The sequence below is a fragment of the Sabulicella glaciei genome (assembly GCF_026183895.1).
GTDB lineage: Bacteria > Pseudomonadota > Alphaproteobacteria > Acetobacterales > Acetobacteraceae > Roseococcus > Roseococcus glaciei.
This window is the reverse complement of record NZ_JAPFQI010000018.1, coordinates 38,426-63,123: the sequence shown is the minus strand read 5'-3', so window position 1 is coordinate 63,123 and position 24,698 is coordinate 38,426. Positions and strand designations below refer to the sequence as shown.

28 protein-coding genes are annotated in these 24,698 nt (G+C 67.6%); 15 read left to right on the top strand and 13 right to left on the bottom strand.

Annotation, left to right across the window (positions count from 1 at the left end; all coding sequences use genetic code 11):
• The first annotated feature begins 13 nt into the window (after window positions 1-13).
• Window positions 14-613 (top strand): Crp/Fnr family transcriptional regulator, encoded by a 600-nt coding sequence (locus tag OF850_RS18295; RefSeq protein ID WP_301591790.1) that lies wholly within the window; start codon window positions 14-16, stop codon window positions 611-613.
• Window positions 610-1,752 (top strand): putative sulfate/molybdate transporter, encoded by a 1,143-nt coding sequence (locus OF850_RS18290; protein WP_301591789.1) that lies wholly within the window; start codon window positions 610-612, stop codon window positions 1,750-1,752. Before OF850_RS18295 ends, OF850_RS18290 begins: the two co-directional genes overlap by 4 nt.
• Before the next feature lie 108 nt (window positions 1,753-1,860).
• Here the strand turns inward: OF850_RS18290 and OF850_RS18285 are convergent, their stop codons facing one another.
• Entirely contained in the window at window positions 1,861-2,745 is an 885-nt protein-coding gene (locus OF850_RS18285) for a hypothetical protein (RefSeq protein ID WP_301591788.1), read from the bottom strand.
• Window positions 2,746-2,966: 221 nt separating this feature from the next.
• On the opposite strand from OF850_RS18285, the gene OF850_RS18280 reads away from it, so the two are divergent.
• The 5 genes from OF850_RS18280 to OF850_RS18260 all read left to right on the top strand — a co-directional run bounded on the left by OF850_RS18280 (window position 2,967) and on the right by OF850_RS18260 (window position 6,614).
• Complete coding sequence (locus OF850_RS18280) at window positions 2,967-4,487, top strand: exonuclease domain-containing protein (protein ID WP_368044702.1); 1,521 nt, start codon at window positions 2,967-2,969, stop codon at window positions 4,485-4,487.
• A 113-nt stretch (window positions 4,488-4,600) separates the two neighbouring features.
• A complete protein-coding gene (locus OF850_RS18275; protein WP_301591786.1) occupies window positions 4,601-4,903 on the top strand; it encodes a DUF4116 domain-containing protein in 303 nt (100 codons plus the stop codon).
• 437 nt (window positions 4,904-5,340) lie between these two features.
• Window positions 5,341-5,562 carry a hypothetical protein gene (locus OF850_RS18270; RefSeq protein WP_301591785.1) on the top strand — a complete coding sequence of 74 codons (222 nt, stop codon included), beginning with the start codon at window positions 5,341-5,343 and terminating at the stop codon, window positions 5,560-5,562.
• Between the two features lie 114 nt (window positions 5,563-5,676).
• Window positions 5,677-6,213 (top strand): DUF4116 domain-containing protein, encoded by a 537-nt coding sequence (locus OF850_RS18265; RefSeq protein WP_301591784.1) that lies wholly within the window; start codon window positions 5,677-5,679, stop codon window positions 6,211-6,213.
• Between the two features lie 41 nt (window positions 6,214-6,254).
• Entirely contained in the window at window positions 6,255-6,614 is a 360-nt protein-coding gene (locus OF850_RS18260; protein WP_301591783.1) for a hypothetical protein, read from the top strand.
• Window positions 6,615-6,898: 284 nt separating this feature from the next.
• On the opposite strand, the gene OF850_RS18255 is transcribed toward OF850_RS18260, so the two are convergent.
• Genes OF850_RS18255 through OF850_RS18245 form a run of 3 tightly spaced genes read right to left on the bottom strand, consistent with a single transcriptional unit; the run spans window position 6,899 to window position 9,633 of the window.
• Window positions 6,899-7,699 carry an SDR family NAD(P)-dependent oxidoreductase gene (locus tag OF850_RS18255; protein ID WP_301591782.1) on the bottom strand — a complete coding sequence of 267 codons (801 nt, stop codon included), beginning with the start codon at window positions 7,697-7,699 and terminating at the stop codon, window positions 6,899-6,901.
• A 3-nt stretch (window positions 7,700-7,702) separates the two neighbouring features.
• On the bottom strand, window positions 7,703-8,659 hold the full coding sequence (locus OF850_RS18250; RefSeq protein ID WP_301591781.1) for a tripartite tricarboxylate transporter substrate-binding protein: 957 nt from the start codon (window positions 8,657-8,659) through the stop codon (window positions 7,703-7,705).
• A gap of 11 nt (window positions 8,660-8,670) precedes the next feature.
• Window positions 8,671-9,633, bottom strand: a complete 963-nt coding sequence (locus OF850_RS18245) for a Bug family tripartite tricarboxylate transporter substrate binding protein (protein WP_301591780.1) — start codon at window positions 9,631-9,633, stop codon at window positions 8,671-8,673.
• A 100-nt stretch (window positions 9,634-9,733) separates the two neighbouring features.
• Here OF850_RS18245 and OF850_RS18240 point away from each other — a divergent pair, with 100 nt between their 5' ends.
• Genes OF850_RS18240 through OF850_RS18225 form a run of 4 tightly spaced genes read left to right on the top strand, consistent with a single transcriptional unit; the run spans window position 9,734 to window position 13,036 of the window.
• Window positions 9,734-10,426, top strand: coding sequence for an IclR family transcriptional regulator (locus OF850_RS18240; RefSeq protein WP_301591779.1), 693 nt, complete (start codon window positions 9,734-9,736; stop codon window positions 10,424-10,426).
• 9 nt (window positions 10,427-10,435) lie between these two features.
• Entirely contained in the window at window positions 10,436-10,993 is a 558-nt protein-coding gene (locus OF850_RS18235; RefSeq protein ID WP_301591778.1) for a carboxymuconolactone decarboxylase family protein, read from the top strand.
• Window positions 10,990-12,045, top strand: coding sequence for an amidohydrolase family protein (locus OF850_RS18230; RefSeq protein ID WP_301591777.1), 1,056 nt, complete (start codon window positions 10,990-10,992; stop codon window positions 12,043-12,045). The genes OF850_RS18235 and OF850_RS18230 overlap by 4 nt, the downstream gene beginning before the upstream one ends.
• A gap of 25 nt (window positions 12,046-12,070) precedes the next feature.
• Window positions 12,071-13,036, top strand: coding sequence for a Bug family tripartite tricarboxylate transporter substrate binding protein (locus OF850_RS18225; protein WP_301591776.1), 966 nt, complete (start codon window positions 12,071-12,073; stop codon window positions 13,034-13,036).
• Here OF850_RS18225 and OF850_RS18220 read toward each other — a convergent pair.
• The 5 genes from OF850_RS18220 to OF850_RS18200 form a co-directional block, all read right to left on the bottom strand.
• A complete protein-coding gene (locus tag OF850_RS18220; protein WP_301591823.1) occupies window positions 13,030-13,647 on the bottom strand; it encodes a transposase in 618 nt (205 codons plus the stop codon). The genes OF850_RS18225 and OF850_RS18220 overlap by 7 nt on opposite strands.
• Window positions 13,648-14,248: 601 nt before the next feature.
• Window positions 14,249-14,962: an alkyl sulfatase dimerization domain-containing protein gene (locus OF850_RS18215; RefSeq protein WP_301591822.1), complete on the bottom strand. Its 714-nt coding sequence runs from the start codon at window positions 14,960-14,962 to the stop codon at window positions 14,249-14,251.
• Between the two features lie 139 nt (window positions 14,963-15,101).
• Complete coding sequence (locus tag OF850_RS18210; protein WP_301591775.1) at window positions 15,102-16,064, bottom strand: Bug family tripartite tricarboxylate transporter substrate binding protein; 963 nt, start codon at window positions 16,062-16,064, stop codon at window positions 15,102-15,104.
• A 14-nt stretch (window positions 16,065-16,078) separates the two neighbouring features.
• On the bottom strand, window positions 16,079-17,287 hold the full coding sequence (locus OF850_RS18205; RefSeq protein ID WP_301591774.1) for a CaiB/BaiF CoA transferase family protein: 1,209 nt from the start codon (window positions 17,285-17,287) through the stop codon (window positions 16,079-16,081).
• Window positions 17,284-18,273, bottom strand: coding sequence for a Bug family tripartite tricarboxylate transporter substrate binding protein (locus OF850_RS18200; protein WP_301591773.1), 990 nt, complete (start codon window positions 18,271-18,273; stop codon window positions 17,284-17,286). The genes OF850_RS18205 and OF850_RS18200 overlap by 4 nt, the downstream gene beginning before the upstream one ends.
• 5 nt (window positions 18,274-18,278) lie before the next feature.
• On the opposite strand from OF850_RS18200, the gene OF850_RS18195 reads away from it, so the two are divergent.
• Window positions 18,279-19,268 carry a LysR family transcriptional regulator gene (locus OF850_RS18195; protein WP_301591772.1) on the top strand — a complete coding sequence of 330 codons (990 nt, stop codon included), beginning with the start codon at window positions 18,279-18,281 and terminating at the stop codon, window positions 19,266-19,268.
• A 213-nt stretch (window positions 19,269-19,481) separates the two neighbouring features.
• On the opposite strand, the gene OF850_RS18190 is transcribed toward OF850_RS18195, so the two are convergent.
• The 3 genes from OF850_RS18190 to OF850_RS18180 form a co-directional block, all read right to left on the bottom strand.
• Window positions 19,482-19,790 (bottom strand): hypothetical protein, encoded by a 309-nt coding sequence (locus OF850_RS18190; protein ID WP_301591771.1) that lies wholly within the window; start codon window positions 19,788-19,790, stop codon window positions 19,482-19,484.
• 133 nt (window positions 19,791-19,923) lie between these two features.
• On the bottom strand, window positions 19,924-20,388 hold the full coding sequence (locus OF850_RS18185) for a PIN domain-containing protein (protein ID WP_301591770.1): 465 nt from the start codon (window positions 20,386-20,388) through the stop codon (window positions 19,924-19,926).
• Window positions 20,388-20,627 (bottom strand): hypothetical protein, encoded by a 240-nt coding sequence (locus tag OF850_RS18180; RefSeq protein ID WP_301591769.1) that lies wholly within the window; start codon window positions 20,625-20,627, stop codon window positions 20,388-20,390. Before OF850_RS18180 ends, OF850_RS18185 begins: the two co-directional genes overlap by 1 nt.
• A 481-nt stretch (window positions 20,628-21,108) precedes the next feature.
• Between OF850_RS18180 and OF850_RS18175 the strand changes: the two genes are divergently transcribed.
• From OF850_RS18175 to OF850_RS23525, 3 genes are all read left to right on the top strand, one after another.
• A complete protein-coding gene (locus OF850_RS18175; RefSeq protein ID WP_301591768.1) occupies window positions 21,109-21,768 on the top strand; it encodes a PEP-CTERM sorting domain-containing protein in 660 nt (219 codons plus the stop codon).
• 798 nt (window positions 21,769-22,566) lie between these two features.
• A complete protein-coding gene (locus tag OF850_RS18170; RefSeq protein WP_301591767.1) occupies window positions 22,567-23,223 on the top strand; it encodes a hypothetical protein in 657 nt (218 codons plus the stop codon).
• Window positions 23,224-23,302: 79 nt separating this feature from the next.
• The gene (locus OF850_RS23525; RefSeq protein ID WP_368044705.1) at window positions 23,303-23,665 is read left to right on the top strand and encodes a transposase; all 363 of its coding nucleotides are present in this window, start codon (window positions 23,303-23,305) and stop codon (window positions 23,663-23,665) included.
• 180 nt (window positions 23,666-23,845) lie between these two features.
• Here OF850_RS23525 and OF850_RS18160 read toward each other — a convergent pair whose 3' ends face one another.
• Window positions 23,846-24,484 (bottom strand): PEP-CTERM sorting domain-containing protein, encoded by a 639-nt coding sequence (locus tag OF850_RS18160; protein WP_301591765.1) that lies wholly within the window; start codon window positions 24,482-24,484, stop codon window positions 23,846-23,848.
• Window positions 24,485-24,698: the final 214 nt, after the last annotated feature.

Sequence of the window (24,698 nt, the reverse complement as noted above, 5' to 3'; positions counted from 1 at the left end):
TGATTGCGGTCATATGGCTACTGATCTCCTCCAAGTCCTGCCGCCAGGGCACGACCGAAGCCTCGCGCGCGGCGAGGCGCTGTTCCGCGCGGGCGACCCCGCGCTCGGCTTGGTCCTCGTGCGGGAAGGGACGCTGGAACTGGTTCGCACCTCGCCCGAGGGACGCCGCCTGATCCTCCACCGCGCTGGCCCGGGCAGCACCTTTGCCGAGGCGAGCCTGTTCGAGACGCACCACCACTGCGATGCCGTCGCCGCCGCGCCAAGCCGCGTGACGATCCACTCAGCGACCGGGCTGCGCCGCGCGGCCGAGACGGAGCCGAGCCTGGGCTGGCGCATCGCTACGCATCTTGCGGCGCGCCTTGTCGCCGAGCGGGCGCGAGCGGAGCGCCTTGCCCTGCCGCATGCCGCCGACCGGCTACTCGACGTGCTGCACGCGCTGCCGCCCGAACCCGATGGCGCCCGGCGGCTTGGGCAGTCGTGGAAGTCACTGGCCGCCGAGATTGGCCTTTCCCACGAGGCGACCTACCGGGCGCTGGCCCGGCTGGAGCGTGCGGGGCTGCTGCATCGCGAGGGCGGCGACCGAGTGCGCTTGCCCGGGATGGCCGCGGCGTGAGGCCGCAGCGCTCCACTGCCATGGGTGAGGTCGGTGGCGCCTTTGGCGACCTCGGCACGCTGCTGCCGATCCTGCTGGGCGCCATTGCGGTCGCAGGGATGTCAGCCGGCGGCGTGCTCGTTGGCTTCGGCGCCTTTCTGCTGGCAACGGGTCTGATCTATCGGCTGCCCATGCCCGTGCAGCCGATGAAGGCGGTGGGCGCCCTGGTGATCGCCGGGGGGCTCGCGCCGGGCGAGGTGGCGGCGGCCGGGATCGCGGGCGGGCTGATCCTGCTCGCTCTCACCCTTTCCGGGGCGATTGCCTGGGCGGCGCGCGTGGTGCCGCGCTCCGCGGTGCTTGGCCTGCAGCTCGGCGTCGGCGCGACGATGGCCTGGATCGGGCTTGGTCTTGCCTGGACGGGTCCGCTCGCCGCTGGCATCGCGCTGCTCCTTCTCCTTGGCCTTCCGCGGTTGGTGCCCGGCCTGCCTGCCGTGCCACTGGCCCTGCTCGGCGCGATCGCCCTCGATCTCGCAGCGGGCGGTGCGCTTCCGCCGCTGCCTGTGCCGTCCTTCGCTCTGCCCGAGATCGTGCTGCCGGGAGGTTTCGAGGAGGCATGGCGCGGTCTAGTCGTGGGCGCCTTGCCGCAGCTGCCGCTTACCCTCGCCAATGCGGTGCTGCTGCCCGCCCTGCTGGCGCGCGAGATGTTTCCGCCGGCGGAAGCAGCACGCGCCGCGGAGCGTCGGATCGGCGTCGTCACCGGGACGGCGAACACGCTGCTGGCCCCACTGGGGGCGCTGCCGATGTGCCACGGCGCGGGCGGGCTGGTGGCGCAGTACCACTTCGGGGCGCGCACCGGCTGGGCGCCCGCGCTGCTCGGCCTGACCCTGCTCGCCCTCGGCCTGTTCTTCGCGGCCGACGCGGCCCGTCTGCTGGGCGCCATCCCTGCAGGTGCCCTTGGGGCCTTGCTCATCCTTGCCGGCTCCGACCTGGCCATGTCGCGCAAGCTGATGGAGGCGCGCGCCGAATGCCGCCCGGCGATCGCTGCTGCGGCCTTGACGGCATTCGTTCTCAACCCTGCCCTTGGCCTGGCCGCGGGCTGGCTCGTTGAGGGGGCGAGGACGCTACTTCGCCTAGAGCCGCGCAGGGCCAACGACAGCTGAGCACTGCGCCAGGCGGCACCATGCATCGAAGCCTTGAGGCCCGAAAACTATGCTTTCGGGCATGCTGGCGCTCGTGGGTGCGGCGACGGTGGCGAACGCGGAGCAGACTTACGAGCGTCTTCGAAACACCGCTCTTACGGGCGGAGGCGCCACCCGCCAGACGTGCGGATTGCGGGCGACAGCAGCATCAATGACGGGCCAGATCACCTGCGACCATCCCACGCCCTTTTCCGCAGCAAGACGCAATTCGTCCCGCACCCGTGATGGAGATAGCACCGCTCCGTCCAGGGATGCGTAGGCATCCCGCATGGCGAGCAAGAGGTTCCGCGGCGATGAGATCTTCGACGTCAAGCGCAGGACGGTTCGGTAGGCCAGCCCGAAGATCCCCCAGATGACCAGGGCTGCGTATGCGAGCAGCGCAGGGATTGTGAAGCTGGAATTCGATGAGAAGAGGTAGCTCAGGCCCAGGATTGGCAGCCCATAGAGGGCCACGGTTACAGCCAGGACCAGCCATCTCAATGACCGCTGGCCCCGCACAAACTGCAGATACGCCGCCCACTCCTGGGCCACGAGCGCGTCTATGACGCACCAGTCCAGATAGTCGTGCCACATCCATGGTCGGGCCATGTATTCGCTGACGCTGGCCTCAAGATCCCGCCTCTGGATTTCGCTGATCTCCGATCCTGCCGGATCGAGGATCACGTGATCCCGCAAGTGCCACCACATCCTCATTCGCTTGCTGGAATTAAAATCCCTGGGATGCAGGTGATAGTCCATATCCGCGACAACCTCCGTCGCATCCCGCGCCAAGCTATAAGCGGACTGCGGGTCACCACGTTTTCTGGCTTCTTCAAGAATGCCGGGGGTGAGCACCTCGACAGTGTCGAGAAGGATTCCCTGTTGGTGCTCCCAGTGTCTCCCGACAACAGCTTCCTCGAGGTAGCGGCGGACGGACACGTGCGTGCCGTCGAAGCTATTGGGGGCGTCTTCCATTCCTTTCTGAACCATGAGCTTCCCTTTTCTGGCAAGCTTACCTTAGAGCGGCTCTGTTCCAGTGAGATCTCCAAAACAGAGCGTCCGGCGCTCCAGAGCAGGGCGGCTTTGGCCGCGACCAGGAAAGCTCCCCAAAACCACTACCTTCGGATTTTCTCGCTCCTGGTGCTTCGGATATGCGTTAGCTTCGGGCCTCGGAACTCTTGAGGCTCGGAGGGGCGGTGTTCGGTTGGCTGGGGCGGATACTCGCAAGACGGCCATCCGAGGCTATTAGCCCAGGCCAAGCCTCGCTGCTCTCCGCCTCCATCGAAAGACGAGGGGAGCCGGCTCACGTCTCCGAAGATCGGGAAGTCGCTGGGACATTGCAGGCTGCGTCGACAGCGCCGGCTGACCTAGGACATTCAACGCACGCAGAGGGAAGCACACCAAGGCCCCTTGAGGCAGCTGTCACAGCCGACCCTTCTGCTCTCCCAACACCGCCACCCTGGCTCGCGGGTTTGCCGGAGCGAATCCTCTTTGTGGACGTCGAGACAACCGGCCTCCACTGCGAGGACAGAGTGGTTTCCCTAGGCGTTATCCTCGCTGAAACTCGGCATATGCCGGAACAAATTGCGGTGAAGCACACCCATTGCGTCTTCAATCCGGAGCGCGCGTGCCATCCCAAGGCATCTGCGGTGCATGGCTACGATGACTGGGTGCTCAGCCGCCAACAACGCTTCGCCGATAAGCTCGCTGACTTGCTCCCTTTATTTGAAAGTGCCGATCTCGTCGTCGCGCACAATGCACCATTCGACATGCGCTTCCTCCGCCGGGAGTTTGCTCTGGCGGGCGTCGCAATGCCGGAGCGTTCCGTGTTCTGCACCATGGCAGGGTGGCGGGCTCAGGGCCTGCTGGGGTCTGCGGGGCTTGAAAGCGTGGCTGCGCATTTCGGCCATTTCCGAGAGAACAAGCGCCACGGCGCCCTAGAGGACGCGTGGCTCGCGCAAGCCATCTACTTCGGCCTTCATACGCCCATCCGAATCCCTCGCTTTGAGTCCTTGGTGACCGATCCAGGACCCAAAAACTTGCGTCCGGTCCCTGCCCGGCCTCGGGGTTGGCGCCTTTCGGTGCCGGCTCCTACAGATCCGGCCGCTGCTGCCACGGATGCCATAGCCACTCCCAAGCGGCGGACCGGGCCTCGCCTTTCTGCGGAAGCCCTCAACCAAGAGGTCCAGAATGCCTCAAACGTTCTGGTCTGGGACGCTCTGGGTGTTGTTCAGGAACTCCAGCGCCACGGCAGGCTGGAAGACGCTCTACGCCTCGGGCTTGAGCTGATCGATCGCGTAGAAGCTGACCCAGAGAACCAACGGCACGGCGTTCCTCCGGCTCACTACGAGCAAGTAGCCATCATTTTGCGGAAGCTCGGCCGGCGGGACGACGAAGTGGCTATTCTAGAGCGATATCTTCGGCAGAAGCTCCCGCATTACGGGGCGCACCCAAAGATGCTCGAGCGCCTCGGCAAGCTCTCGGAAGCGGCAAGCGCGTTTAGCAAGTCCCCCTTTGATGGGCATCTGATTCCCCGCGCGGCTCCTCCTGCTCAATGGCGCTCTCGTAGCCCCTCAGCCGCCATCCGCTCAGGGATCAGCGGGCAGGCGAAGGACCGCCCCCGCTGCAAAGACGCCGCAACCATGAGTTGCCGTCTTGCTATGATGATCTGCGCTTCGAGCACTGTAGACGCCACACTTTCGGGACTGCGAAGGTAGGCTCAACTATGCATCCGAACAGTTCGGTTCTCGTTGGCAGAGCCCGCTTGTGTGGATCCCAAGCTGGATCAAGCTAAATTGCGTTCACCCACACACACAGACACTTCGCCTTGTTGGGTAATTTCCTGATCCCGTTTCTCTCCAACCCCAGCGAAGCCGTTTTCCTGGCCGCGATGCAGAAGGACAGAATGGCGCTGCAGTTCCTCTCGTCCCCGAGCCGGGAGGTTGCCTACCTCGCCATGAAGCAGAATCCCGAAGCTGGCCGCTTCGTGCCGTACGAGAAGCTGCGAGTGCGGCGGCAGATGCTCATCGAGGCCGATGAGCGGCGGAATGCGTGGAAAAACAGTCTGGCTCAGCCAGCTAGGAAGACCACGCTCCGCACGGCGTGGTCAGCTTATGCAGCCCAGGGACGGTGATGGCTCGGGAAGAACTCAAGCGGTTCCCTGCTCATGCAGGAGCGGGATGGGTCCCATGCCTCTTCTGCAGGGATAAACCGTCTTTTTTCAAGGGCTTCGCAGCGCCCGGCGTTCGCAAACGGGCACTTCAATCCCCATATCCGGAAGGTGCTGAGGCACACAGGAGAATGTGATGTTTGAGGTGGTCTTCGTGGGCGTCGTCATGGGCAGTTTGGCCCTTGGCCTCGTGACCCGCTCTGCTTTGCGGGAGGTCCGCTTGCCGGATCCCCGTCAGCCCGGCCTGGACGGCTGAGGCGCTCGTAACCCCAAAGGCCCCGCCGAAAGGCGGGGTTTTTTGTTGCGCGCTCTCCGGGCGGAAACTCGTCCGGCAGGAAGGGCGGCTTCTCCCTCACGGCCAATGGGATGCGGGCAGACCTCGTATCTCAAACCGGAAAAGGGTGAAGACCATGCAGAAGATGATTGTGGCGCTGGTGGTGATCGGCGCGGTGGTGCCTGCGATTCCGCTCGTAGCCCAGATTGCGGCCGCGGGGATCGTGGATCAGGTGCGGTCCGTGTCGGCGGCGCCGAGCGGCCCCCAGACGGGCTTCTGGCCCGACGTGGCCGCAGGCCGGGCGAGCGCAGCCACCTCGTTCCGCTCCGCCGAGGCGCGGATCTTCTGAAGGGTGCACAGGGCGCAGGAAAGCAGCGAGCGGGGCCTTCGCGCCTCACCCTTTTTGCGTGAGGCGACCGCCCACCCACTCCCGGAGGTGGGCGAACCCTGGAGGCTCTGCCCCATGTCCAACCGGTTCCATTCTCCCCGCCGTGACTCAGCGGCCGCGCCAGAAGCCAACCAGCGCGCCGAGCTGCTTTTCCCTCTGGAGGGGCGTCCAGGCGCGCCCATCGACACCTATGCTCACCGCGACCTGATCAAGGAGCACGGTGGCCGGTGGGACAGCCAGAAGCGCGTCTGGATGGTCCCCCACAGCAAGCTGGCGCTTCTTCTGGAGTTCTGTGCGGTGTCGGCCGGAGCCATCAGACGCCGCGACGCGGCCCGCACGTCGCGCCGCCTGGAGGAGGAGCGCCTCTTCAAGCTCCGCAGCGAGCAGGCGGTAGCCCTTAGAATGGTCCGGGACTGCCTTGCGAAGCTGGGTCCGGCGGCCGCGGCGATCACGGAGGCAGAGTGGCAGCGCCTAGCGCTTGGAGCCTTGGACGAGGCCCAGAAGCTCGAACTCGTGAAGGCGAACGGCTTGGCCCTCAAGTATCTTCCCGAACCCAGCCAGGAATTTGAGCTTCTGGCGGTCCAGCAGGATGGCCTCGCCCTCCCCACCTGACCCAGCGCGTGCCGGTCAGCGAGGAGGTATGCCTGGCTGCGGTGACGCAGAACGGGCTTGCGCTGGAATTCGTTCCCGACCCGAGCGATGCGGCCATCCGCGCCGCCTTGCAGCGAGATGCCTGCGCCATCCGGTGTCTTTGGGATCCGAGCAAGGAGTATCAGATGCTGGCGATCGAGCGGGACTGCTTCGCTCTTTGCAAGGTGCCCTCCCCCACTGAGCAGGTGCAGCTGGCGACGGTGAAGGAGTTCGGCGTCACCATCGTGTATCTCGAGAACCCCAGCGAGGCGGTGCAGGTCGCTGCGGTCCGCCGGGACTCCAACGCCATCATGTTCACCGAGAAGCCGGGCCGCCTGCGCCCGCTCCTCTGGAGTCCCGTCGCCGGGGAGCGAGAACGGTGAAGCCTCCATGGGGCAGTGGCACTGTCCTTGGACAGCGACTACGTTGACCAGATCGGCTTGCCGGTCCTCCTGACCGAATCATGTGTCGGCCCTCGATGCCGACCACGGACAGAAGCACGAACCTGCGACAAGACGACCATTTGGAGGACCTGACGACCACAGGCCCATCACAGAAGCAGCTCGCCCGAGGCCTTCGCGACCTAGCTGGCCGTTCAGTGCCGTGCGGCGCTCGAGGTGATCCGAACGGCCGGGATCACACTGGGCTGAAGGCACTGTCTCGCGCCTCAGCCGCAGCGCACGGACATGCCGCCATCCACCACCAGTTCCGTGCCGGTCACGAAGCGCGCCTCGTCCGAGGCAAGGAACAGCACCGCCGCCGCCGTGTCCCGCCCATCGCCCGCAAAGCCGAGCGGGATGCGCGCCAGGCGCTGCTTCACCAGCGCCTCCACGTCGCCGCCCGCTCGCTGGCCGGCCAAGCGCACCTCCACCATCGGCGTGTGCATCTGCCCGGGAACCACCGTGTTCACCCGGATGCCCTTGGGCGCGTACTGCACAGCCACCACGCGCGAGAGCTGAATGACGCCCGCCTTGGAGGCCGCGTAGGCGACCTGCGCCGCGCCGGTCCAGCGTATGCCCGAAGTCGAGGCGAGGTTCACCACCGCGCCGCCGCCCTGCTTCTCCATCACCGGCAGAACGTGCTTCAGCGTCAGGAAGACGCTCTTGAGGTTCACGTCGATCTGGAGGTCCCACACATCCTCCGCCATCTCGACCGGGCCGCCCGCGGCCGAGCCACCGACATTGTTCACCAGGATGTCGATCGTTCCGTGCCGTGCCACGATGTCGGACACCAGGCGCGCAATGGCAGCGCCTTCGGTCACGTCCAGCGTGTCCGCCTCGAAGCGCCCGCCCCCGGAGGCGATGCGCTCGGCGGTCTCGGTCATGGAATCCGGGTTACGGTCCACGCCGACCACAAGCGCGCCCTCGCGCGCCAGCCCCACCGCGATGGCACGGCCATTGCCCCAGCCGGGGCCGACGCATCCCGCGCCGGTGACCAGTGCCACCTTGCCCTCGAAACGCCCTGCCATAAATCACTCCGTCCTAATGTTCGCGTGCGACGCAACGTCGCGCCACTTGGTCAACTCGGTGCCGATGCGCGCATCGGCGGCGTCGGCGGGAAGCACGCCGGCCGTCGCGCCCTCGCTGGCCAGGGAGGCGGCGAAGCGCGCCTCCGCCACGGCAGCGCGGATCGCGGCGTTCAGCCGTTCGCGGATCGCCTCTGGCGTGCCGCGCCGCAGGATCGCGGCCCACCAGATCCCGGCCTCGTAATCCGGCAGGCCCGAGGCGTGCGGCGTCGGCGCGGCGGGCCAGCCGGCGACGACGGTTTCCGTCGTCCAGCCCAGCAGCTTGAGCCGTCCCGTCCCGACCAGTCCGGCAGAGGCCGAGAGCGAGGTGAAGGTGAGGTCCACCGTGCCAGCCAGCATGTCGTTCAGCACCGGGCCCGTGCCGCGATAGGGCATATGCACCGTGTTCAGCTCGCCCGCGTGCAGCGCGAAAAGCGCACCCGCCATGTGGCCAATGCTGCCCGGCCCGGCCGAGCCATAAGTGACGGCGCCCGGGCGCGAGCGGATCAGCGCGACGGCTTCGTCCATCGTCGCGGCGGGGAAGCCGGGGGCGGCCAGCATCAATAGCGGCGCCTCGGCGACGATCGCCACGGCCTGGAGGTCGCGCGCGGCGGAATAGGGCGTGGGCTGCACGGCGGCGGAGGTGGCGAAGGTGGAGGAGGTGACGAGCAGCGCGTGCCCGTCCGCCGGAGCGCGCGCCACCTCCGCCGTGCCGAGCGTGCTGCCGGCGCCGCCGCGGTTCTCCACCACGAAGGTCTGGCCCAGCTGCCGCGCCAGCGATTCCGCGAGCGGGCGCGCGATGGCGTCGTTGGACCCGCCAGGCGGAAACGGCACCACCACGCGCACCGGGCGGCTGGGCCAGGCCGGCTGGGCCAGGACAGGCGCGGCGAGGAGGGGCGAGAGCAGCAGCGCGCGGCGAAGCATGGTCGGGGCCTTCAATCGAGCACGATGCCGGAGGCCTCGGCGACGCGGCGCCAGCGGGCGATCTCGGCGCGCTGGAAGGCGTCGTATTCCTCGGGCGTGCCGCCGACGACCGTGTAGCCTCCGGCTTCCAGCGGCCCCGACACGGCAGGCTCGCGCAGGATGGAAGTGATCTCCTCAGCCAGCTGCGCGCGCATCGCGGCGGGCGTGCCGGCTGGTGCCATCACCGCCTGCCAGGAGCCGACCTCAAAATCTGGCAACCCCGCCTCGGCGGCAGTCGGCACGTCCGGCAGCAGCGGGGCGCGCGCGGGGGCGGTGACGAAGAGCGCCCGCAGGCGCCCTTCCCGCACCGGACCGATCACCGAGCCGAGTCCCTGGAAGGAAAGTGGGACCGTGCCCGCGACGAGGTCCATCACCGCCGTCGCGCCGCCGCGGGCCGGGACGTGCTGCGCCTCGGTGCCGGTGCGCTGGGTGAACAGCTCCATCGTCAAGTGCGGCGAGGAGCCGATGCCGGAGGTGGCATGGCTGACCTCGGCCGGGTTGGCACGCATCCAAGCGACGAGGCCCGGCAGGTCGCGCGCCGGGACGCGGCGCGTGTTTACCACTAGGATGTTCGGTGTGGTGATGGCGAGCATGACCGGGGCGAAGTCGGTGAGCGGGTCGTAGCCCGGGTTGCGCGACAGCACCGTGTTCAGCGCGAAAACGCCGATCGAGCCGACCAGCAGCGTCTGCCCGTCCGGCGCAGCGCGCGCCAGTATGCGAGCCGCCAACTGCCCGTTCGCGCCAGGGCGGTTTTCTACCACCACCGGCCGGCCCTGCCGCTCCGCCATCCGGCTGGAGAAGGCGCGGGCCGCGATGTCGGAGGCGCCGCCCGGCGCGAAGGGCACCAGCAGCACCAGGGGCCGCGCCGTCTGCGCGAGGGCCGGGCAGGAAAGGGCTGGCAGGGCCAGCAGCATCCGGCGGGCGATGGGGGGCATGGGCGTTCCTCCTGCGGCCGGTCTATGGGCTTGTGGCATTCCATGCAAGTTACTTTCATCAGATGAAAGCCCGTGCTACGCCCTGCCTATGCCTGACGCCATGCCCGCGCAGCGAGACACGGATGGCGGGGTGCGCGCCGTCGAGCGCGCCCTCGCCCTGCTGGCCGCCTTCACCGACGACGACGGCAGCCTGCCGCCGGCGGAGATCGCGCGCCGGGCCGGGCTGCATCTGTCCACGGCGCTGCGGCTGCTGGCGACGCTGGAGGCTCATGGCTTCGTTGCGCGGCAGGCCTCAGGCGCCTTCGCCCTGGGCCCGCAGCTGCTGGTGCTGGGCGAGCGCTTCCGCCGGGCGCTGCGGCTGGAAGAGGTGGTCCTTCCCGCGCTCGACCGGCTGCGCGTCGAGAGCCAGGAAAGCGCCGCCTTCTTCGTGCGCGAGGGCACGGCGCGGCGCTGCCTGTTTCGGCTGGACAGCCCGCAGCCCGTCCGCACCGTCGCAAGGGTGGGGGAGGTGGCGCCGCTCGGCATCGGCGCACACGGCCGCGCCCTCCTGGCGATGGAGGTGGCAAGCCGCCCTGCGCTTCCCGTCATCAGCCGCGGCGAGAGGCTGCCCGAGGTGATGGCCATCGCCGCGCCGGTGCTGGATGCGCAGGGGCGCGTCGCCGGCTCGGTCGGCATCACCCTGCCACTGTTCCGCGGCGACGCGGCGGCCGAGGCGCGCTGCGCCGCGCTGGTGCTGCGCGAGGCCATCGCCCTGACCCGTTCCCTGGGCGGCGACCCCGCCCCCCTGCGCTGAGGAGACGCCATGCCGCGACTGGACCTTCCCCCCGAGGAGACGATGAGCCTCGAGCAGCGTGAGGCCTGCGCGGAGGCGGTGGCCGGGGTGCGCGGCCGCGTCCCCGCGCCGATGATCGCTTGGATCCGCAACGCCGAGTTCGCGCGGCGCGGCCAGAAGCTGGGCGAGCTGCTGCGCTACCATACCACGCTGGAACCCGCCCTGTCCGAGTTGGCAATCCTGGTCTGCGCCCGGCACTGGACGTCGCACCACGAATGGACGGCGCATAAACGCGAAGGGTTGAAGGCCGGCATCACGCCGGAGGTGGTGGCCTCCATCGCCGCGCGGCGTGAGCCGGCGCTTCCCGATGAGCGCGCTCGCGCCGTCTACGATGTTTCGCGCACCCTGCTTGCCACCGGGCGCGTGCCGGCGCCGCTCTACGCCTCGGCGCTCGCTGCGCTGGGCGAGCGCGGCTTGGTCGAGCTGGTCGGCATCCTCGGCTATTACTGCCTCGTCGCGCTGACGCTGAACACCTTCGAGCTGGGCCTGCCCGGCAGCTTCGCGCCTGAGCTGGAGGAGGCGGCGTGAGCGCCCCTTCCCACACCCACCAGATCCCGGTGCGCGAGGATTGGCTCGCCTCCACGGTCGAGGAGGCGCTGGATCCCGCGCAGCCCATCGTGGACCCGCACCACCATCTGTGGGACGAGCCAGGCTGGCGCTACCTGCTGGACGAGCTGCGCGCCGACGTCGCGAGCGGGCACGACGTGCGCGCCACGGTCTACGTGCAATCCGCCCGTTCCATGCTGCGCGCCGATGGCCCGCCCGAGATGCGCGCGGTGGGCGAGACGGAATTCGCCAATGGCGTCGCCGCCATGTGCGCCAGCGGGCGCTACGGCGGGCTGCGCGCCTGCGTGGGCATCGTCGCGACGGCCGACCTGCGCCTGGGCGCGGCGGTGCGGCCGGTGCTGTCCGCGCATGAGCGGGCGGGGGGCGGCAGGCTGCGGGGCATCCGCCTGACCGCGACCTGGGACCCCGACCCCACCATGCTCAACCCGTCCTATGCGCCGCCAGAGGACATGCTGGACAGCCCCAGCTTCCGCGCCGGCTATGCCGAGCTGGCGCGTTTCGGACTGTCTTTCGACGCCTGGGTGTACTTCCACCAGATCCCGCGCGTCGCGTCCCTTGCGAGGGCCTTCCCCGAGACGCCGCTGGTGCTAGACCATTGCGGCGGCATCCTGGGCATCGGGCGCTATGCCGGGCGGCGCGACGAGGTGTTCCGCGACTGGTCGGTGGCGATGCGCGACCTCGCCACCTGTCCCAACGTGATGGTGAAGCTGGGCGGGCTGGGGATGCGCCTGCCGGGCTTCGGCCTGGAGCGCGGCGAGCGCGCCCCGGATTCCACGACGCTCGCCGAAGCGTGGCGGCCCTGGATGGAAGCCTGCATCGAGACCTTCGGCGCGTCGCGCTGCATGTTCGAGAGCAACTTCCCGGTGGACAAGGGCGGCTTCTCCTACGGCATCGGCTGGAACGCGATGAAGCGCATCGCGGCGGGAGCCAGCGCCGACGAGAAGGATGACCTGTTCTGGCGCAGCGCCGTGCGCTTCTACCGCCTCGACATCCCAGGACTGACCCAGAGCTGAGCAACACACGGAGGAACGACCCGCCATGAACCGACGCCAAGTCCTGGCCGCTTCCCTCGCGCCGCTCGCCGCACCGGCTCTCGCCCAGGAGGCCTGGCCCGCGCGACCGCTGCGGCTGATCGTTCCCTTCGCGGCGGGCGGGCCGACCGACATCGTCGCGCGCATCGTCGCGCCGCACATAGCCAACACGCTGGGCCAGCCGGTGGTGGTGGACAACCGCGCCGGCGCGGGCGGCGTGACCGGGGTGGACCTGATTGCCCGTGCGGCCGATGCGCTGACCTTCGGAATCGCTAGCGCGGGCGGGCTGGCCATCGCACCGAACCTGGACCGGCGCACGCCTTACGACCCCGTGCGCGACCTCGCGCCGCTGACTCTCGGCGTGCTGGTGCCGGAGCCGCTGGTGGTGCCAGCCGCCTCGCCCTTCCGTACGCTGCGCGAGCTGATTGAGGGGGCGAAGGCGCGGCCGGGCACGCTGAACTACGGCTCCACCGGCAACGGCTCCATGCCGCACCTCGCCGCCGAGCAGTTCCGCGCTGCGGCCGGGATCGAGCTGGTGCACATCTCCTACAACAGCGGCGGCCAGCTCGCGACCGCGATCCTGCGCAACGAGGTGCAGCTGGGCTTCGCCGACCTCCCCGTCCTGCTGCCGCACGTCCAGGCGGGCGGCCTGCGGGCGCTGGCCGTGGGAACGACGGAACGGCTGCGATGGATTCCGGACGTGCCGACCTTCCGCGAATCAGGCCTGCCCGAGGTGGATGCGAGCAACTGGCACGGCTTCGTCGCCCCGGCACGCATGCCGGAAGGGCCGCTCGCCGCGCTTGGTCGCGCGACCATTGCGGCGCTGCGCGACGCCGAGGTGCGCGAGCGGCTGGACGCGCAAGGCGCGATCCCGGGCGGCAACCCACCGGAGGAGTTTGGCGCCTTCATCCGGAGCGAGAACGCGAAATGGGCCGAGGTGATCCGTCGCAATCGAATCACGGCAGATCATTGATCCGGCCTGTATGATCTTGAGCTACGCAGCGTAGAGGAAAGTTCTGTGCCCGGAGAAGCTGCGGACCCGGTTTCGGGCAGCGTCGACAGCCAGCGCATGCGGCTGACGACGGCTCGCTTGAGTTGCGCCTTGCTGCGCGCTGGCGCCTTGCCAGTGACCGCCTGCTTTAGGTCGCCGTTGATCCCATCGTCTGGGTTCAATTCACGACTGTAGCCGGACAGGAAGAACATCTCGATCTCGGCTTCGCGCCCGACGAGCCAGTCGCGGACCTGGGCCGAGCGATGGACCGGCAGGCGGTCAAAGATCAGAAAGACCCTCTGCTCGGCGTCCCGGATCAACCGGGCGAGGACGCGGATCAGGTCCGGTGCCTTGATGGCAGCGTCCAGCACCATCCATTGCAACTCGCCCTTGCTGGCCACGGCCGAGATCAGGCCGAGGTCGGCCCGTTTATGGTTGACCCACACCTCCGGCATGCGCCCCGGGGGCGCATAGCTGCAGCCCCGCACGTCGTCGGAGCGCAGACCGGTTTCGCCGCCCCAGAAGATGGCGCCGCTCTCGGCTTTGGCCCGGTCGGCGATCGTAGGGTAGTCCCGCCGCTGCCAGCGCCACACTGCCAACCGGGTCCTGCTCGTAGGCGCGTCGCAGCCGCTTTTGAGCCGTGAGTCCCCAGCGCGTGAGGTAGGTGCCCATGGTGCGGACCGCCGGCCGCATTCAAAGTGGCGCCAGATCAGTTCCCGCGCCGCAGCCCGAAGGAGGCGCTGAGATCGCGTGTCTCGAGCATGATCGCGTCGACGGCCGCGACGGGTGCGGTGCCGATCAGGCCGCGCCTGTGAGCGCGCTTAACCACGAGGGCCTAGCGACGAGGAAGACCTCCTTGCCTCGGCGCCTGCGAGGATAGGGCGCGCAGCGTGGGCGAGCGCCGAACTCAGTAATCGCCGAAGCGGCCTGCCGCGCTCCGCTGCCCTTCAGCCCTGACTTACGAGTCCGCTCCAGCCATGTGCGAAGAACGGCCTCGCATATAGTGGCGTTCAGGACGGTACCGTCCCGTTGCGCCCGACCGAGAAACCAACGCCCTCCAGAGCCGCGCAAAAAGTCTCACTTCCACCCTCTCCGCATGTCATAGTCCAGTGGACAGCGCGCCCGGACCGGACGCGATCAAGGTGATCGAGGTCAGGCAGCGGCCCCGGAGCACCCGCCGCCAAGGGTCCGTGGCTACCGCGTCTGAACGGCCGCCGAAAACTCAGGGATTCTACGATCGCGGGGGCACGGAGACCCCGCATGAGGCGTTCCCGCGTCATGCGGATCCTCCCGGTTCGATGATGTCAAACATGGGCTGGAAGTCGTTCGGCATCGTGAGAAGCTCCGCAAGGATGGCAGGGTCCCCGTGGCGGTGGCTTCGCCTTTCGTGATGGCGTCACCCATGCTGGATGTCCCGGTCATGACCCCGTCGAGCGTGGTCCGCGATGTCGTCACGGCGACATCCGGCCTCCCGGCGGTCCGGCCGGGCAGATGCGTCAGCGTGGCGTTCTCGAGGGTCATTGCGAAGTGCTCGCCCAAATCCTCGAAATGCCAGGCGATGCGCCAGCTTTGGCCCGCGGTCTTCGAGGAATTCAGTCGCGCCGCCATGTAATCGAACACGACATCCGTGCTGAGCGCGGGCATCAGGCCCGGCCGTGTCACGGCAGTTCGTGCGCCGCGCTTGATGCCGTGGCGAAGCTCCTGCGCGCCCAGAATATAGGCGTTGCGCCAGGTCGCCGACCCCGCCTGATAACCCATCTGCCCCAGGGCATCCGCCGCAAGCTCGCGCGCCTCGCCGTTCTCTGGCTGCGCGAAGACGACCTGGTTCATCACCTGCGCGACCCAGCGATACTCCCCGCGCTCGAAATCGCCCCTCGTCCGCTCGATCACCTGCGCCGCGCCGCCCATGTATTCCACGATGCGAAGTTCGGGTCCGCTCACCATCCACGACGAGGCGACGCCGCGGCTGCTGACGGAGGCCGTTTCCGCCGTCCTTGATCTGCGCTCCCCCTGATGCTCAGGGCTGGCGCATACTCGGTCGCAGATCTCAGCCGCCGCGCAGCCCGAGTTCCGACACCAGCGCGCCGAAGCGGGCATGGTCGGCCTTCAGGCGTCCTGCCAAGGCTTCAGGGCCATCCCCCAGAGCTTCCGTGCCGGGCGGGAGGACACCCCTGAATGCTGGCGTATCCACCACCGCGCGGATCTCACTTGCCAACCGCTCGACGACGGAGGATGGCAGTTCGCGTGGCCCGAAGACAGCCAGCCAGGGCGAGGACACGGTCGCCGCCGGCGCTACTTCGGCCAACGTCGGGATGTCCGGGAAGGCGGGCATCCGCGCAGAGCCGGTGTAGACGAGGGCCCGCAACGCCCCCGACCTCACCCCCTCCGCCGTGATGCTCACCGGTTCCAGCGTCGCCTGCACCCTCCCCGCGAGGAGGTCCGTCAGATTTGCCGCGGAGGTACGGTAGGGCACGTGCTCGGCCTCGAAGCGCAGCGCGCGGCCGAGCGCCTCCATGTTCAAATGCGCCAGCGTGCCGATCCCAGCGGAACCATAGAAGACGCGGTTGGCGCGGGCGTGGCGAACAAAGCCCTCCAGATCGCGTGCGGGCAGGTCGCGATGAACGGCGAGGAAGGCGTGCGGCACCGCCACGGCCGCCACCGGCGTCACATCCCGCAGGGAATCATAGCCGGTGCCGCCAGGCGTCAGGTGAGGCTGTACCGCAAGAGCGGCCATGGCCGCGAGCACAAGCGTGTTGCCGTCGGCCGGAGCGCGAGCGAGGTTGGTCACGCCGATCGCGCCGCCTGCGCCCGGGACGTTTTCCACCACGACCGAGTGGCCCAGGCGCCTCGACAGTCCGTCGGCAAGAAGGCGCGCTACCGTGTCGGTGACGTTGCCAGCCCCGTAAGGCACGATGAGGCGGATCTGGCGGTCGGGCCGAGCCGCCTGTGCGGGCCGCCCCGCTGCCAAAACTGTTCCGGCCGTGGCGGCCAGGACGATGCGTCGGCGCATGCTGTGTTCCTCCGTCAAATCGCGCCGGCCGCCTTCAGCCGCGCCATTTCTTCCTCCGATAGGCCAAGCTCGCCGCCGAACACTTCGGCGTTGTGCTGCCCAACCTCCGGGCCCGCGCGGTGGACGGCACCGGGGGCATCGGGGAAGTGAGGCACGACGCCCTGCATCCGAAGGGTCCCGAGCTGTTCGTCCGGGACACTGATGATTGCCTCCCGTTCGGCGAGATGCGGGTCGGCGAAGACATCGGCGATGTCGTAGATCGGGGCAAAGGCCACTGCGTGCGCGTCCATCGTCTCCGACCAGTCGGACAGGTCGCGCGTCGCGAGCGCCTTAGCCACGATCGCATCGAGCGCCACGCGGTGCCGCACTCGCTCGGGGTTCGACAAGAAGCGCGGGTCAGCGATGAGGTCGGGACGGTCGATCGCGGCGCAGAGCCGCTCGAAGACGGTTTGGGTCGTCGCAGGCAGGCTCACCCAGCGTCCGTCGCGCGTGCGGTACACGTTGCCGGGCGCTCCATGCTGGCTCGTATTGCCGTGCCGGCCCCGGACAACGCCGAGCTGGTCGTACTCGGCAGGAAGGAAGTCCAGCACGCGCAGCATCGCCTCGAGCATCGAGAGGTCGATCTCCTGTCCGCCAAGATCCGGGTCCGCATCGCGGCGACGCAGCGCCGCCAGGATGCCCATGGCGCCGAACAATCCGCCCACTGCGTCGGCGATCGGGAAGCCAGCATGGAGCGGGGGGCCGTCCGCCTCGCCGCAGATCGAGGCAAAGCCCGACATGGCCTCGAACACGCGGGCGAAGCCGGGACGATTCCGGTAAGGCCCCGTCTGTCCGAACCCGGTCACGCGCAGGACCACGAGGCGCGGGTTCGCCGCGAATAGGCGCTCCGCCGTCAAGCCCCAGCGATCCATCGTGCCTGGGCGGAAATTCTCCACCAGGACATCGTACTTGGGCAGGAGGCGCTCCAGCAGCGCCGCGCCGTCCGGCGTGCGCAAGTCCATCGTCACGCCGCGCTTGTTCCGGTTGGTGACCTTCCACCAGAGCGGCACGCCATCCTTGAACGGCGGCAGGGCGCGAAGCCCATCTCCCCTTCCGGGCAGCTCGACCTTCAGCACCTCGGCACCGAGATCGGCGAGCAGGGTCGCGGACCAGGGGCCAGCGATGATGGTGGAGATATCCAGGACACGGATGCCCTGGAGGGGCGGATGGGCTGGCCGGGTCATTCGACGCGCACTCCCGTGCGGGCCACCACGGCGCGCCAGCGCGTCAGCTCTGATGCGACGAAACGGGCGAACTCCTCGGAAGAGGAGGCGACGATCTCTGCGCCCTGCTGCTCGACCCGCTCGCGCACGGAAGGACGGTCCAAGGCGGCGCGGATGCCATCCGCGAGCCGCGCGACGACGGCGGGCGGGGTGCCGGTCGGCACAAACACGCCGTTCCATCCTACCGCGTCGTAGCCAGGCAGGCCCGCCTCGGCGAGGGTAGGAACCTCCGGCAGCACGGCCGAGCGCGTGGCGCCGGACACCGCAAGGGCTTGGAGGCTGCCCTGCCTGATGTGGTTCAGGGTGGTGAGCACGACATCCATGGTGACCGACACCTCGCCGGCCAAGGTCGCCGCCACCTGCGGTCCTGCGCCACGATAGGGCACATGGGTCAGGGTGATTCCAGCCTGGTCCCGGAAAAGCTCGGTGAAGAGATGTGCGGCGGTGCCGTTGCCTGCAGAAGCATAGGTGACCGCTCCAGGCCGCCGACGGGCCAGCGCCACCAGCTCCGCCACGTTTCGCGCCGGGACGGAGGGATGCACCACGAGCGCATAGACCTGGGACGCCGCCTGCGTGACCGGGATGAAATCCCGGTCCGCATCGTAGGGCAGGTTCGGGTAGAGGGCCGGGCCGATGCCATGAGTGGCGATGGTGCCCATCAGCAGGGTCCGGCCGTCCGGCGCGGCGCGGGCCACCGCAGCCGCTCCGACGCTGCCGCCCGCGCCGGCGCGGTTCTCGACGACCACGGGCGCGCCCATTGCCTCGCCCAGCGGGCCGGCGATCAGGCGCGCGAGCACATCCGTAGCGCCCCCTGGCGGGAAAGGGACGACGAAGGTGATGGGGCGGTCAGCCGGACCGCCCACGCTTTGCGCCCCTGCGGGAAGCGGATCACCCCAGGACAAGACGACGGAAAAGAAGGCTGCAAAAGCGACCGCCGGACGTCTCATGGCTTGTGTTCCTTCCCTTGATCGCGAGGACGACCCTTCATCCAAGCATCTGTCTCTGCATCAGCGTATGGAAGAGTGTTTCAGCTATTCAGATTCCGGATAGGAGGCACAGAGATGGACTTTGCGCGGCTTGCTGGCTTCGTCCGCGTGGTGGAAGCAGGAAGCCTTTCCGCCCGTCGCTTGGGGTCTCCCAGCCCACCCTGACCCGGCACTTGGGGGAACTCGAACAAAGCCTCGGCGCTCCGTTGCTACACCGGACGGGCCGGGGCGTGGTCCTGACCGAGGCGGGACGACGCGCATTGACCCGGGCCAGATCGGCCTTGCTGGAGATCGAACGGATGCGCGCCGAGGTGACGTCGGAGCGGCAGAGCCCTTCTGGACCGGTCTCGCTGGGCATGCTGGCGTCGGTTGCGGAGAGGCTCATTCCGGCACTGGTTCTCCAGGTCCAGGCCTCCTTTCCGGACATCCGACTACGAGTGCGCGAAGGATTCAGCGCACAGGTCGAGGCTTGGCTCGCCTCGGGCGAGGTGGATCTCGGCATCTTCAACACCGCACGCGCGGCGCGTCGCGGCGCTTTCGAACCCCTCTTCTCGAGTCCGCTGCTTCTCGTCGGACCTCCCAACGCGCAGCTGAATTCAGTCGAGCCGCTGCGGGTGTTGGAGGGTCGTGGCCTGATCCTGCCGGCAACAGGGAACAACATCCGGCGAACGGTGGAGGAGGCCTGCGCCCGCATCCACGTGATGCCTCAAGTGATCTTCGAACTCGATTCGATCCATTCCATCCGACGGCTGGTCGCGGCCGGCGTTGGCTGGAGCTTGCTGCCGGAGCATGCCGTGATCGAACAGGCTGCAAATGGCCAGTTGAAGGTGGCGCGGATCCGCGAGCCGGCCCTCATCCAGCATATTCTTCTTGCTCCCACGAGAAGGTGGCAGCCCAGTTCGGCAGCCAAGGCCGTGATGCGGATCGTGCGGGAGGTTGGAAGGGCAGTCGCATGAGCGTCCGCAACGGGCACTTGGCGCAGCTTCGCCACTATCTCCTCCGGTTTATGATGCTCTCTCGTTATCTCAATGCCTTCTTCGGCTCAGCCGGCCTCACTCGACCGGCGGTTCGTCTCCAAGGAAGCACGTCACGTGAGCGCTCCCGTCTGCGGAACAAGCGGCATCCATCCGCGAAAGCCCTCCGTCTTGAAGACGCATCGCGCCGTCGCTTCACCGTCGGTGCCAGTTAGAGGGGCGGCGTTGCAGCAGCGCGCCCAGATCTGGGCTCAGCCAGATCGTCGGCGCAACCGCGCCCGGCTGTGCCGCAGCACCGTCCCGCGTAACGGTCGTCGCATCGAGGCTGGCCTGTGTGCCGTCCCGCATGAAAGCCACGGCGCCGAGCATGTCGACGCCCAGCACCGCCGCCAGGATCGCGTCTTCGATCTGGGTAACACCACGATGGTCGCGGCGCAGCGCGGTTGTGGACCACAAGACGTGTCTCAGCACGGGAGTTGTCTCCGGATGGCCGGGAAAGGTCATCTCGTGACGTATCCCCGCGGCCTTCCCCGCCAGGAGCCTCGCTGTGCAACTCCGTTCCGAAAGCCCGGGCGCTTGCCCTGTTCCTGCCGCAGAGAGCGTAAAGCTCCGCGACGAAGGCCCGTGGTGGGCGGCTTTACGAGGCGTCCTTGGGCGGCGGGTCGAGGCTGGCGGCAGCCAAAGCACTCATGAGGTTTCGGGTGGACCAGCTGCTCACACCTGTGCCGGCGAAGTCCCGGTCGTGACTCCAGATGTCGCAGCCCAGGACCCACGCCGTGGCGAGAAGGTGCGCATCCGTGGTGCTGCCGTTGCCGGACGCGACAGCCTGGGCGAGGGCCGCTTCGGCTTCGGGCAGGAGAGCCTCGTAGACGTGATGGGGGAGCACTGGAACGATCGCGAGTGCGGTGTCGAGGCGGGGTCGATAGGCCGCGATCCGTGGATCCTTGAACCGCCCCAACGCCTCCTCCCTGGCGCGCTGGGTGGTTCGCAGGGCGTAGCGTTGGGTCGCCTCCAGAAGCAGCGCGGTGCCGATGCGGCCCAGGCAGGCCGAGATGACGATGTTGGCATCCACGACCAGGATCGACGTGGGAGCCCGGCGCATCAGGCCTCGCCGATCTCCGTCAGGAACTCGGTGATCGCGGCTTCCTCGGAGGCCGTGCGGCTCACCTGATCGCCCTTCAGGTCCTCAAGGAAGCTCCGCACGCGCGCTGGGTCGGCCTTCGGGATCGGCACCAGCAAGGCCACCGTCTCATCCCCGCTCTTGATGGGCGTGGCCCCAGGCAGGGCAGCAATGGTCGCGGCTGAGATCCGCTGGAGTTCGCGCATGCTGATGGACGACATAGCCACCTCCATTCGGTGTATGTAAGGCTGTATGGCAGCCTTCGCAAGCTCAACTGGACGGATCGGTGTGGACTTGCTCGCTGTGTCCCCAAGGGCGGCGCCTGACGGCGAAGGGTGTCGCGGAACTCTGGAGGTGGGCGAGGCTGTCCAGAAGGAAAGGGAGGGAGATCCGATGGTGGACGCGACAGCGAGGTTGCTCCTGCAGCGCTGGCACGAGGCCCTTTCGAAGAGCCGGGAGACGGGCAAGCCGAGGCGCTAACCCTTGTCCCCGTCCCTGCGGGTAAGGGGAGACACACCGGTCGGCGCACGGCCGAACGCCGCGCAAAATTCGCCCCGCTTTAAAAAGATGCGTCGGAATATTTTACAAGCGGCGAGAGGCCTGGGAATCCGAATCCATAGCGCATTGTCTACAAAGAGAAAAATCCCTTGGCACGGCGCTTGCTTATCTTTGGAGTAACAGACCCTCGGGTCGCATCGGACGGTGAGCGCCATCATGAACAAGAATTCCATTTTTGCCGCAGCTGCCCTCGCCTGCGGCCTGGCCTTCGCCACTCCGGCCGGCGCGACCCTGATCCTTCAGTCCGGGCTGGTGGGCGGCTCGGGTGACGTGGACAACGTCATCTTCAACGCCTGCGGAACCGCCTCAAGCGGCATGACGGTGCAGGGCTGCCTGAACACCTCGCACAGCACCCGGGTGAACTTCACCAGCAACGAGACGCTCAACGTCAACGGTGGCGGCCAGGCCCGCATCACCGCGGCGGACGGCTCGTTCAACGCCATCAGCATCGCCCTGGCGGACCCGACCCTGGGCTTCGACAAGCTACAGTTCAACCTGGACGCCATCGCCGATGGCACGGCCAACTTCCAGGCTGTCGACCAGTTCGGCACCGTTTTCAACTTCAACAACATTGCCCTGGATGGCAACGGTCAGAACTTCTTCACGCTTGGCTCCCTGGATGGCCAAGTGGCGGTGAGCTTCTCCCTGACCTCGACCGTTCCTATCTCGAACATCAGTGACCTGGCCCAGGTTCGCCTGGGCGTCGCCGGCATCACGCCGACGCCCGTGCCGGCTCCCGCTGGCCTTGCCCTGATGGGCCTCGGCCTGCTGGGCCTCGGCTTCATGCGCCGCAAGTCTGCCTGAACCCAAAGACCTGCAGAGTCGACAGCAGCGCTCCGGTCCGCAAGGGCCGGAGCGTTTTGTTGTGAAAAGCACGAGGCGACCATCCAGCATCCCACGCGGCCTGGGCTCAGGCCGAGCTGCGCCGATCCTTCGAGGTGTCACAGCGTCAGCGGCAGCTTCGGGCACGCCACCGCGTGCGTTTGATGGGTCCTGAGCCCAACTGCCTGGTTGCAAGACCGCCTTGGCCGCCCCAGCCTTCTGGAACGCCGGCGAGAAGCAGTTGCCCCCTCGCAGCCAAAAAAGCGTCACTGCTCGGAGACGCGGTGACGCTGAAGGCAACCGGGGCCATGTCCAGGAAGTGTGGTTGAGGGCCCGGACCAATTGTTGGACTAGGGGCGACTGGCCATCCGGACGAAAACAGGTGGATTGCAAGAGGACACGCACTCGCTTCGCCGCTGATACCAAATCTTGCTGACCCGAACTCATAGGGAAAACCGTCTCGGCTATAGGCCAGACTGAAGCACGTTGAGCTACCCTGGCCTTGCGTAGGTGGAGGTCTGAGGGTTCTGGCATGACGCGATCACCGATCCGGTGAGCGGAGATCTGTCTGTGGCCTCCGACGTATGGCCCGGCAGCGTGAAAGTTTTGCTCCCCAGCACGCCAGAAGTTGGGCAAGGCGGACGGTCTCAGCAACTGGCCCCCTGGCCGCTTCCTTTGCGCGCCGTGCTCTGATCATCGGCAACGATTCGGGGAACGACCTGTTTGACAATTAGGTGTCTTGCGGGTGAAAGTTTCATTACAATGAAAGCAATCTCTCTGATGGATCGCGTGAGGCTGGAGATCGCGTCCCTTCCTCCGCGCCGCCCACGGTGCGTCGTCGCCTTCGCCCTCCTCCCGCTTCTTGCTGCACTGGCTGTCTTGCCGCTTGGCCTTGATGCCGAGCTGCTATTCCGCGACCCGGCGGCGAGCACGGGCGGACCGCCCTATCTCGGCTTCTTCTCCAACCTTGGCGTGCTGGCCTGGTCCGTCGCAGCGACCTCCTCGCTTCTCGCCGCGCTTGTCCTGCCGCCGTCGCGGGCACAGTCAGCGCTGGCAGCCGGTGGGCTGCTGGCCGCCGTGCTTGCATTCGACGACGTGTTTCTGCTGCATGAATCAGTGCTGCCCTTCTTCGGTGTGCCGGAGAAGCTGATCCTGGCCGGGTATGCCACCGCAGCCATCGCTTATCTCTGGACCTATCGCGACTTCCATCGGCGCATGGACTGGCCGCTCCTCCTCGCCGCTCTGGGTCTGCTTGGCTCGAGCGTGATGCTCGACGTGGTCGCGGAGGAAATGGACTGGCTCGTGCTTGAGGACGGGACGAAATTCGCCGGGATCTCTGCATGGTGCGCCTATCACCTGCTGGCGGCACGCTTTTGGCTTCGACGCGCCATCACAGGGCGAGGCGGCCAGCACGAGAGGGCGGCCACTTCTCGCTGAAGCTTTGCCCCCGAAAGGCCTCAGCCATGGCTACAAAAGAGCGCTCCGGCTGAATGATTGATCGTTGGCGCCCTCCGGCGTGACCGCTTGCTCTTCGCCATCCCCGCGTTCGCGCTGCGCGCCAAAATGCCAGGCCCCTCGGATCTCAATCTATTCGAGGTCGGGACTGCTTCATGCGGCGGCGGGCTACCCCTTGGCAGAGCGAGGCTCTCCTTATGGTTCTGATCCGTGGGATCGAGCCGAGACGCTGGCGCGGTGGGCAGCCTGGAATGCGCCGATCCAGCGGGTGCGGGCGCGTGTGGAGAAGATCTTCGGCACGGGGAAGCGCTGCTACGGGCTGAGGCGGATGCGATGGCGAGGTCTCGCCCGTGCCAGAGCCCAGGTTCACCTCACCGCCACCGCCTACAACCTCAAGCGAAGCCTCCATCTCCAGCCGGCGTGAGCGGCAAAGCAGGAACCCGCGCGCCGCGATCGAGGCGGAAGGGAATGCCACGGCCCGCACGTCAAAATGCCGCGCACCGAGCCTCCCGCGCGCAGATCTCATAAGTACTGATACCAATGAAAAACGCTCCGGTCCTTGTGGGACCGGAGCGCTGCCTTGGTGTGTTCTGACGAAGAAGTGTCAGGCGGCCTTGCGGCGCACGAGGCCGAGGCCCAGCAGGCCGGCGCCGAGCAGGGCGAGACCGGCCGGCGCAGGAACGGGCGTGGGGAGCGCAGCTGCGCCACCGGAGAAGGTGAAGGTGCCGAGCAGGTTCACGCCGTCTGTCTGGCCCGAGAAGGTGAAGGTGCCCGGGGTGTTGTCGAAGCCCGCCGCGCGCAGCGTGCCGAAGCCGCTGATCAGCAGGTAGTCGGTGGGCGTGGTGCCGGGGGGCGGCGGCGGGAGAGTAATTTGCGTGGCGATGATCTCCTTCAGGTCGAAGGACAGGCCGCCCACGGTGAAGAAGTCGGCGATGGGGCCAGCGAAAGAATCGAAGTTGAAGTCCTGGATCGTCCCGATGTTGCCCACCGATACAGGCATGTTGCTGTCGGCACTAACAGCGTTCACCAGGAAGGAACCGCCGGCACCGGTGATGCACGTGCCGGTGACGTTGGCGCAGAAGTCGATGGCCACCGCATCCGACAGGCGGACGTTGTTGCCGCTCGCGTCGGTGCCCTGGAATAGCCCCCCGAAGTCGATCGAGCCGGTGAGGGGGGCGGCATTCACGGCGACGGGGGCGGTGAGAAGGGCCAAGCCCAGGGCCACTTGCTTAAGGATCTGCATGGCTTGCTTCCTCTTTGTGCTGACCGGAAGAGGTCAGGGAAACACCCTCGTTGTGGGTGCAGCTTTCAAGCAGCAAGGAACGTGCCAAGAGGAAATTATATGGCCTAGCAATGGCTTGCGAAGCTATCCGCCGTGATTTGATGGCCAGTCGTCTAGGTCGCTGACATTGCTGGCAGTTGCAAGGTGCATGAAATATTGGCGGTTTGTGATCGGT

What these genes read in the sequence shown, in the direction of transcription:
- OF850_RS18295 (WP_301591790.1), top strand. Translation starts at nt 14, where the DNA reads ATGGCTACTGATCTCCTCCAAGTCCTGCCGCCAGGGCACGACCGAAGC.
- OF850_RS18285 (WP_301591788.1), bottom strand. Translation starts at nt 2,745, where the DNA reads ATGGAAGACGCCCCCAATAGCTTCGACGGCACGCACGTGTCCGTCCGC.
- OF850_RS18265 (WP_301591784.1), top strand. Translation starts at nt 5,677, where the DNA reads ATGTCCAACCGGTTCCATTCTCCCCGCCGTGACTCAGCGGCCGCGCCA.
- OF850_RS18255 (WP_301591782.1), bottom strand. Translation starts at nt 7,699, where the DNA reads ATGGCAGGGCGTTTCGAGGGCAAGGTGGCACTGGTCACCGGCGCGGGA.
- OF850_RS18250 (WP_301591781.1), bottom strand. Translation starts at nt 8,659, where the DNA reads ATGCTTCGCCGCGCGCTGCTGCTCTCGCCCCTCCTCGCCGCGCCTGTC.
- OF850_RS18245 (WP_301591780.1), bottom strand. Translation starts at nt 9,633, where the DNA reads ATGCCCCCCATCGCCCGCCGGATGCTGCTGGCCCTGCCAGCCCTTTCC.
- OF850_RS18240 (WP_301591779.1), top strand. Translation starts at nt 9,734, where the DNA reads ATGCCCGCGCAGCGAGACACGGATGGCGGGGTGCGCGCCGTCGAGCGC.
- OF850_RS18235 (WP_301591778.1), top strand. Translation starts at nt 10,436, where the DNA reads ATGCCGCGACTGGACCTTCCCCCCGAGGAGACGATGAGCCTCGAGCAG.
- OF850_RS18225 (WP_301591776.1), top strand. Translation starts at nt 12,071, where the DNA reads ATGAACCGACGCCAAGTCCTGGCCGCTTCCCTCGCGCCGCTCGCCGCA.
- OF850_RS18215 (WP_301591822.1), bottom strand. Translation starts at nt 14,962, where the DNA reads ATGGGCGGCGCGGCGCAGGTGATCGAGCGGACGAGGGGCGATTTCGAG.
- OF850_RS18210 (WP_301591775.1), bottom strand. Translation starts at nt 16,064, where the DNA reads ATGCGCCGACGCATCGTCCTGGCCGCCACGGCCGGAACAGTTTTGGCA.
- OF850_RS18205 (WP_301591774.1), bottom strand. Translation starts at nt 17,287, where the DNA reads ATGACCCGGCCAGCCCATCCGCCCCTCCAGGGCATCCGTGTCCTGGAT.
- OF850_RS18200 (WP_301591773.1), bottom strand. Translation starts at nt 18,273, where the DNA reads ATGAGACGTCCGGCGGTCGCTTTTGCAGCCTTCTTTTCCGTCGTCTTG.
- OF850_RS18190 (WP_301591771.1), bottom strand. Translation starts at nt 19,790, where the DNA reads ATGACCTTTCCCGGCCATCCGGAGACAACTCCCGTGCTGAGACACGTC.
- OF850_RS18185 (WP_301591770.1), bottom strand. Translation starts at nt 20,388, where the DNA reads ATGCGCCGGGCTCCCACGTCGATCCTGGTCGTGGATGCCAACATCGTC.
- OF850_RS18180 (WP_301591769.1), bottom strand. Translation starts at nt 20,627, where the DNA reads ATGTCGTCCATCAGCATGCGCGAACTCCAGCGGATCTCAGCCGCGACC.
- OF850_RS18170 (WP_301591767.1), top strand. Translation starts at nt 22,567, where the DNA reads ATGGATCGCGTGAGGCTGGAGATCGCGTCCCTTCCTCCGCGCCGCCCA.
- OF850_RS18160 (WP_301591765.1), bottom strand. Translation starts at nt 24,484, where the DNA reads ATGCAGATCCTTAAGCAAGTGGCCCTGGGCTTGGCCCTTCTCACCGCC.